This window comes from Streptococcus mitis (assembly GCF_001579035.1).
GTDB classification, from domain to species: Bacteria; Bacillota; Bacilli; order Lactobacillales; family Streptococcaceae; genus Streptococcus; species Streptococcus mitis_J.
In genome coordinates, this window is record NZ_KQ970286.1 from 345,338 (window position 1) to 349,967 (window position 4,630).

General features: G+C 42.3%; 5 protein-coding genes. All 5 read left to right on the forward strand.

Features of this window, described 5'->3' with window-relative positions; all coding sequences use genetic code 11:
* Nucleotides 1-1,340: ribonuclease R family protein (locus tag SMIDD26_RS04150; protein WP_134990158.1), on the forward strand; the 1,340-nt coding region annotated here is incomplete at its 5' end.
* Nucleotides 1,303-1,770 (forward strand): SsrA-binding protein SmpB, encoded by a 468-nt coding sequence (smpB, locus tag SMIDD26_RS04155; RefSeq protein WP_061439101.1) that lies wholly within the window; start codon nt 1,303-1,305, stop codon nt 1,768-1,770. The genes SMIDD26_RS04150 and smpB, both read left to right, overlap by 38 nt.
* A 14-nt stretch (nt 1,771-1,784) precedes the next feature.
* Entirely contained in the window at nt 1,785-2,645 is an 861-nt protein-coding gene (gene tehB, locus SMIDD26_RS04160; RefSeq protein WP_061439103.1) for an SAM-dependent methyltransferase TehB, read from the forward strand.
* Nucleotides 2,646-2,717: 72 nt separating this feature from the next.
* Nucleotides 2,718-3,671, forward strand: a complete 954-nt coding sequence (locus tag SMIDD26_RS04165; RefSeq protein WP_061439105.1) for a competence protein CoiA — start codon at nt 2,718-2,720, stop codon at nt 3,669-3,671.
* Between the two features lie 18 nt (nt 3,672-3,689).
* On the forward strand, nt 3,690-4,630 hold a 941-nt coding region (locus SMIDD26_RS04170), incomplete at its 3' end, for a M3 family metallopeptidase (protein WP_167747473.1).

Sequence of the window (4,630 nt, forward strand, 5' to 3'; positions counted from 1 at the left end):
ACCGCCTGACCCAGTCTGCCATTATGGAGATTGATAAACATGGTCGTGTAGTCAACTACACCATCACACAAACGGTTATCAAGACTAGCTTCAGGATGACCTACAGTGATGTCAATGATATCCTAGCTGGAGACAAGGAAAAGAGACAAGAATATCATAAAATTGTTCCAAGTCTTGAACTTATGGCTAAGCTCCATGAAACTCTAGAAAACATGCGTGTGAAACGTGGAGCCCTCAATTTCGATACCAATGAAGCGAAGATTTTAGTGGATAAACAGGGTAAGCCTGTTGATATCGTTCTTCGTCAGCGTGGTGTTGCCGAGCGCATGATTGAGTCCTTTATGTTGATGGCCAATGAAACAGTTGCCGAGCATTTTAGCAAGCTAGAGCTACCTTTCATTTATCGTATCCATGAGGAGCCTAAGGCTGAAAAAGTTCAAAAGTTTATTGATTATGCTTCAAGTTTCGGTATTCGAATCTATGGGACTGCTAGTGAGATTAGCCAGGAGGCCCTCCAAGACATCATGCGTGCTGTTGAGGGAGAACCTTATGCGGATGTATTGTCCATGATGCTTCTTCGCTCCATGCAGCAGGCTCGCTATTCTGAGCACAATCACGGCCACTATGGATTAGCGGCTGACTATTACACTCACTTTACCAGCCCGATTCGTCGTTATCCAGACCTTCTTGTTCACCGTATGATTCGTGATTACGGCCGTTCTAAGGAAATAGCAGAGCATTTTGAGCAAGTGATTCCAGAGATTGCGACCCAGTCTTCCAACCGGGAGCGTCGTGCCATCGAGGCTGAGCGTGAAGTCGAAGCCATGAAAAAGGCTGAGTATATGGAAGAATACGTGGGAGAAGAGTACGATGCGGTTGTGTCTAGCATCGTTAAATTCGGTCTCTTTGTTGAATTGCCGAATACAGTTGAGGGCTTGATTCACATCACTAATCTACCTGAATTTTATCATTTCAATGAACGTGATTTGACTCTTCGTGGAGAGAAATCAGGAACAACTTTCCGTGTAGGTCAGCAAATCCGTATCCGAGTTGAAAGAGCGGATAAAATGACAGGTGAAATTGACTTTTCTTATATCCCAAGTGAGTTTGATGTGATTGAAAAAGGCTTGAAACAGTCTAGTCGTAATGAAAGAGGACGTGGTTCAAATCGTCGTTCAGATAAGAAGGAAGACAAAAGAAAATCAGGACGCTCAAATGATAAGCGCAAGCATTCACAAAAAGACAAGAAGAAAAAAGGAAAGAAACCTTTTTATAAGGAAGTAGCTAAGAAAGGAGCCAAGCATGGCAAAGGGCGAGGGAAAGGTCGTCGCACAAAATAAAAAGGCGCGCCACGACTATACAATCGTAGATACGCTAGAGGCAGGGATGGTCCTGACAGGAACTGAGATCAAGAGTGTACGAGCTGCTCGAATCAATCTCAAGGATGGCTTTGCCCAAGTAAAAAATGGGGAGGTCTGGTTGAGCAATGTTCATATCGCTCCTTACGAAGAGGGAAATATCTGGAACCAGAAACCAGAACGCCGTCGCAAACTCTTGCTCCATAAAAAGCAAATTCAAAAATTGGAACAAGAGACTAAAGGAACAGGAATGACCCTGGTTCCCCTTAAAGTCTATATCAAAGATGGTTACGCTAAACTCCTTTTAGGTCTAGCTAAAGGGAAGCATGACTATGACAAACGGGAGTCTATCAAACGACGTGAGCAAAACCGCGACATCGCGCGTGTTATGAAAGCTGTTAATCAGCGATAAAAAGAGGAATGAAGATGGAAAAACTAGTTGCCTATAAACGCATGCCTTTGTGGACTAAAGAAACCATGCCAGAGGCTGTTCAGCAGAAACACAATACCAAGGTTGGGACTTGGGGGAAGATTACTGTCTTGAAGGGAGCTCTCAAGTTTATTGAATTGACAGAAGATGGTGAGGTTTTAGCTGAGCACCTCTTTGAAGCAGGAGCAGACAATCCAATGGCGCAACCTCAAGCCTGGCACCGAGTGGAGGCTGTAACAGACGATGTGGAATGGTATTTGGAGTTTTATTGTAAACCTGAGGATTATTTTCCTAAGAAATACAATACCAATCCTGTTCATTCAGAGGTCTTAGAGGCCATGCAGACAGTAAAATCAGGGAAAGCCTTGGATTTGGGCTGTGGTCAAGGCCGTAATGCACTCTTTCTAGCCCAGCAAGGTTTTGATGTGACGGCTGTGGATCAAAATGAACTGGCCCTTGAAATCTTGCAAAGCATTGTGGAGCAGGAAGATTTGGACATGCCTGTTGGTCTTTACGATATCAATTCAGCCAGCATTGGGCAAGAGTATGATTTCATCGTATCGACAGTTGTTCTCATGTTTCTGCAAGCAAACCGCATTCCTGCAATTATCAAAAATATGCAGGAGAAAACTACTGTTGGTGGCTACAATCTTATCGTTTGTGCCATGGATACGGAAGATTATCCTTGCTCAGTGAACTTCCCATTCACCTTTAGAGAAGGAGAACTGGCAGACTATTACAAGGATTGGGAGTTGGTCAAGTACAATGAAAATCCTGGTCATCTTCACCGTCGCGACGAGAATGGAAATCGTATTCAACTACGCTTTGCGACCATGCTGGCTAAAAAAATCAAGTAAACATACATAAAGATTAGGAAATTTCCTGATCTTTTTTCTTTTTTACGAATAATATAGAAAAGGAGGGAAATCATGTTTGTTGCGAGAGATGCTAGGGGAGAATTGGTAAATGTGTTAGAGGATAAGCTTGAGAAGGAAGAATACACCTGCCCAGCTTGTGGAGGTCAGCTCCGTTTGCGTCAAGGATCAAGTGTACGGACCCATTTTGCCCATAAATCCTTAAAAGACTGTGATTTTTCATTTGAAAATGAAAGTCCAGAACACCTGGCAAATAAGGAATCCCTTTATCACTGGTTGAAAAAAGAGGCTGAGGTGCAATTAGAATACCCACTTCCAGAGCTTAAACAGATTGCGGATGTGTTTGTAAATGGCAACCTAGCTTTAGAAGTGCAGTGTAGTCCCTTGCCTCAAAAAGTTCTTAAAGAGCGTAGTGAGGGCTATCGTAGTCAGGGTTACCAAGTACTGTGGTTGTTGGGAGAAAAACTGTGGCTCAAGGAGCGTTTGACCCGTCTGCAAGAAGGTTTTCTTTATTTCAGTCAAAATATGGGCTTTTATGTTTGGGAAGTAGACAAGGAAAAACAGGTTTTAAGACTCAAATACCTGATCCACCAAGATCTCCGAGGTAAACTCCATTATCAGATTAAGGAATTTCCCTATGGTCAAGGTAAGCTACTGGAGATATTACGTATTCCCTATAAGAAACAAAAAATATCGCATTTTACAGTTTCTCAAGATAAGGACATCTGTCGCTATATCCGGCAACAACTGTATTATCAAACTCCTTTTTGGATGAAAGAACAAGCAGAAGCCTATCAGAAGGGAGAAAATCTCCTGACTTATGGGCTAAAAGAATGGTATCCACAAATTCGACCGCTAGTAGGTGAGTTTTGCCAAATTGAGCAAGATTTGACTAGCTATTATCAGTATTTTCAAACCTATTACCAAGAAAATTCTCAAAATGATTGGCAAAAGCTCTATCCACCAGCCTTTTATCAGCAATATTTCTTGAAAAATATGGTAGAATAGAAAAGATGGAGGAATCTAATGGTATTACAAAGACATGAAATAAATGAAAAAGATACATGGGATTTATCAACGATTTACCCAACTGACCAGGCTTGGGAAGAAGCCTTAAAAGATTTAACAGAAAAATTGGAGACAGTAGCCCAGTATGAAGGACATCTCCTGGATAGTGCGGATAGCCTACTCGAAATTACTGAATTTTCTCTTGAAATGGAACGCCAAATGGAGAAGCTTTACGTTTATGCTCATATGAAGAATGACCAAGACACACGTGAAGCCAAGTACCAAGAGTACTATGCCAAGGCCATGACTCTCTATAGCCAGCTAGACCAAGCCTTCTCATTCTATGAACCTGAATTTATGGAAATCAGTGAAAAGCAGTATGCTAACTTTTTAGAAGCTCAGCCAAAATTGCAGGTTTATCAACACTATTTTGACAAGCTTTTGCAAGGCAAGGAACACGTTCTTTCACAACGTGAAGAAGAATTATTGGCTGGAGCTGGAGAAATCTTTGGTTCAGCAAGTGAAACCTTCGCTATTTTGGACAATGCGGATATTGTGTTCCCTTATGTCCTCGACGATGATGGTAAAGAAGCTCAGCTATCTCATGGGACCTACACACGTTTGATGGAGTCTAAAAATCGTGAGGTTCGCCGTGGGGCCTATCAAGCCCTTTATGCGACTTATGAGCAATTCCAACACACCTATGCCAAAACCTTGCAAACCAATGTTAAGGTCCAAAACTACCGTGCCAAAGTTCGCAACTACAAGAGTGCGCGTCATGCAGCCCTAGCGGCCAATTTTGTTCCAGAGAGTGTTTATGACAATTTGGTAGCAGCAGTTCGCAAGCATTTGCCACTCTTGCATCGTTACCTTGAACTTCGTTCAAAGATTTTGGGGATTTCAGACCTCAAGATGTACGATGTCTACACACCGCTTTCGTCTGTTGAATATAGTTTTAC